The 3,199-nt window shown below is 71.1% G+C and carries 3 protein-coding genes and 1 pseudogene; 2 read left to right on the top strand and 2 right to left on the bottom strand.

Translation table 11 applies throughout. The features are described 5' to 3' along the window. Positions 1-54: 54 nt before the first annotated feature. On the bottom strand, positions 55-765 hold the full coding sequence (locus ACFU6I_RS48245; protein ID WP_384380855.1) for an enoyl-CoA hydratase/isomerase family protein: 711 nt from the start codon (positions 763-765) through the stop codon (positions 55-57). A 415-nt stretch (positions 766-1,180) separates the two neighbouring features. Between ACFU6I_RS48245 and ACFU6I_RS48240 the strand changes: the two genes are divergently transcribed. Then, positions 1,181-2,401, top strand: coding sequence for a cysteine desulfurase-like protein (locus ACFU6I_RS48240; protein WP_384380853.1), 1,221 nt, complete (start codon positions 1,181-1,183; stop codon positions 2,399-2,401). Here ACFU6I_RS48240 and ACFU6I_RS48235 read toward each other — a convergent pair. After that, positions 2,353-2,706 (bottom strand): annotated as a pseudogene (locus tag ACFU6I_RS48235) (ISAzo13 family transposase); the annotation flags it as partial. The gene ACFU6I_RS48240 and the pseudogene ACFU6I_RS48235 overlap by 49 nt on opposite strands. Here ACFU6I_RS48235 and ACFU6I_RS48230 point away from each other — a divergent pair. Next, positions 2,664-3,167: a transposase gene (locus tag ACFU6I_RS48230; RefSeq protein ID WP_384380850.1), complete on the top strand. Its 504-nt coding sequence runs from the start codon at positions 2,664-2,666 to the stop codon at positions 3,165-3,167. The pseudogene ACFU6I_RS48235 and the gene ACFU6I_RS48230 overlap by 43 nt on opposite strands. Positions 3,168-3,199 lie beyond the last annotated feature (32 nt).

Raw genomic sequence — 3,199 nt, 5'->3', positions numbered from 1 at the left:
GCCCGGCACCGCAACGCGTGCCGGGCCTCACTCATGCCCTGGGGGTCCGGCAGTTCAGCGCGCCCGCGCCGTCTGCGCCGCCGCCACCGAGGCGGTCAGCAGCTCCGCGTCGAAGAGCGAGGCGTCCGCGAGGCGGGCAGCGCCCGCGTAGGCATTGAGCATGACCTTGGCGCTCCGCAGGGCCGCGGGAGACCTGCGGACCAGGGGCTTGGTCCACCGCACGATGGTGCTGTCGAGGTCGTCCTCCGGGACGACCTTGTGGAGTATGGAGAGTTCCGCCGCCCGCACGGCATCGAAGTTGTCCGCCGTGAGTATCAGCTCACGGACCTTCGCCGCCCCCGACTCGGCGAGCAGCCGGGGAAGGACCCCGCCCCAGGCCGGCGGAACTCCGAGGCCCAGCTCCGGCATGCGGAACCGGCAGGTGTCCGCCCCGACCCGCAGATCACAGAAGATCGCGAGTCCCAGGCCTGCTCCGATCACTCCGCCGTGCAGCCGGGCGATGGTGACCGCATGAGTGGTGGCGAGTGCGTCGCACACCCGGCGCGCCTTGTTGCCCAGGGCGTGGAGGCCCGCCCCACCGGGGGCGGCGGCGAGCAGCTCGGCGAACTCGCTCCGCTCTCCGCCCAGACAGAAGTTGTCTCCCGCGCCGGAGAGGACCAGCACTCGGATGCCGGGGTCGTCGTCCAACGTGGCGAGGACGGTGAGGAGTTCGTCGAGGACCCGTCCGGACAGTGCGTTGCCCGTCTCGGGAGTGTTCAACTGCACCTGCAGGACCGGTCCTGGCTCGGCACCTTCGGCGAATCCGGGCGCTTGCCGACGCCATACGACTCCGTCACGGTGGGCACCGTCGCGCTCATCGTTGTTCGTATGGGCGATGCGCTCGGGCGTCGACCAGCTGCGGACCACTCCGACCGCTTCGACCGCGGCGCCGTCCGTCTGAGCGGATCACGATGCGCCGTAGCCAATGTGTGCCGACCCGAAGCTCGACATCACTGATCCGTGCCGGGCGTTGCTGTGGGATCCCGAAGGACCGGCGGCAGACATGCGGAAGGGAGGGAGCCGCGTTCCTCGGCCCCGCGCCGCAGCGGTACCGGGCAAGCAGGGCTCCCCGCACCGGCAGCCGTGCTCCCGCACCCCGTACCGTGGCGCTCACCTCGTCATCTCGCCTACAGGAGTACGCATGAGCTTCGATGTCGACGCCGTCCGCGCCCAGTTCCCCGCCCTGAAGTCGGGAACCGCCCGCTTCGACGCCCCCGGCGGCACCCAGACACCGCAACCGGTGATCGACGCCATCGCGGACACACTGGCCAACCCGCTGGCCAACCGGGGTCTCACCACCGAGGGCGAGCGCAACGCGGAGGCTGCCGTGACCGGCGCCCGCCGCGCGCTGGCCGACCTGCTGGGTGCCGATCCGCGGGGCATCGTCTTCGGCCGCAGCTCCACCCAGCTCGCCTACGACCTGTCGCGCACCCTCGCCAAGAACTGGGGCCCCGGCGACGAGGTGGTCGTCAGCCGGCTCGACCACGACTCCAACATCCGCTCCTGGATCCAGGCGGCCGAGACTGTGGGCGCCACCGTCCGCTGGGCAGACTTCGACCCGGCCACCGGTGAGCTGACGACGGACGACATCGCACAGGTGCTCTCCGCGCGCACCCGCTTGGTCGCGATCACCGCAGCATCCAATCTGATCGGCACCCGCCCCGACATCCCGGCCGTCGCCGACCTCGTACACCGGGCCGGAGCGCTGTTGCATGTGGACGCGGTGCACTATGCCTCGCACGCCGCCGTCGACCTGCCCGGCCTCGGCGCGGACTTCCTCGTCTGCTCGCCGTACAAATTCCTCGGCCCACACCTCGGCGTGCTGGCGAGCCGCCCCGAGCTGCTGGAGACGCTGCGACCGGACAAGCTCCTGCCCTCCACCGACGTGGTTCCCGAACGCTTCGAACTGGGCACGCTGCCCTACGAATTGCTCGCCGGCGCCCGCGCGGCGGTGGACTTCCTCGCCGGATTGGCCCCTGGCACCGACGGCACCCGCCGGGAACGGCTCCTCGCCGCCTTCGAAGCGATCGAGACCCACGAGGACACCCTCCGGGCCCGCATCGAGCAAGGACTGGCCGCTCTCGGCGGTGTCACCGTGCACTCCCGGGCCGCCCACCGCACGCCGACACTGCTGCTCACTCCGGCGGGGCGGAGCGCCGCCGCTGCCTCGCGGTACCTTGCGGAGCGAGGCGTCGACGCTCCGGCCGGCTCGTTCTACGCGCTGGAGGCATCCCGCAGGCTCGGACTGGGTGATGAGGGTGGACTGCGGATCGGTCTGGCCCCCTACAACAGCGACGAGGACGTCGACCGGCTGCTGGACGCCCTGTCCGGCTTCCTGGGCACCTCGCCCGCCACCGGCTGACGCGAACGGCGACATCGGTCCCCTCGCTCTTCCGGCTCGACCAGAGCCAGCAGCGCGGGCCGCAGGCCGGGATCAAGGGCAGCCAGCTTCTTTCGGCCCCCGCCCGGCCGGCGTGCTCGCCCCAGGGAAGCGTCCGCGGAGTCGAGTTCGCGTACCCCCAGCGACACGGTGGCCTCCCTGACGCGCGCAGCGCGGGCGACCAGCCCGATCCCGCCATGACCGATCGACCGGGCCTCGGCCCCCGTCAGCTGACGTCTCCGTCGTGCCTCCAGATGCGCAAAGATCGCCCCGAACTCGGCTTTCAGCGACGCCCGCCACCCCTCCCACGAGCTCGTACAGGAACGAACTGGCCCGCACCATGGTCCTGCGGGCCCTTGTCCCGCCGCTGCCCATCGCCTGGGTCGCGGCAGATGCCACCTATGGGCAGGACTCTCGCTTCCGACGCTTCCTGGAAGACGCCGGCCTGTCCTACGCCGTGGCCGTGCCGAAGTCCCAGCAGGTCCACGGCCCCCGCATCGAGCACCTCATCGGCCCAGGGCCCCGACGAGGCACGGCAGCGGCTCTCCCGCGGCGAAAGAGCCAAAGGACCGCGGCCTTACGAGTGGGCTGCCGCCCGCCTGCCGGCGGTCTGGGAGTTCGACGGCAACGAGCCCACCGGGTAACGCTGGATGCTCGCCGACATGCACCGAAGTCCAGCTGGAGTACTAGTACTCCAGCCGTACTTTTCCATTACTGCTGGTCAACGGCTTGGGTGTGGGGATTGTAGCGGGGTGGGTTTGGGTGCGGGGCGGTCTTGGC

It is taken from the genome of Streptomyces sp. NPDC057486 (assembly GCF_042802415.1).
In the GTDB taxonomy this organism is placed as follows: domain Bacteria; phylum Actinomycetota; class Actinomycetes; order Streptomycetales; family Streptomycetaceae; genus Streptomyces; species Streptomyces yanii.
The sequence above is the reverse complement of the archived record's forward strand: the minus strand, read 5'-3'. Positions and strand labels throughout refer to the sequence as shown.

Coding starts and splice junctions, on each gene's coding strand:
- ACFU6I_RS48240 (WP_384380853.1), top strand. CDS start 1,181: ATGAGCTTCGATGTCGACGCCGTCCGCGCCCAGTTCCCCGCCCTGAAG.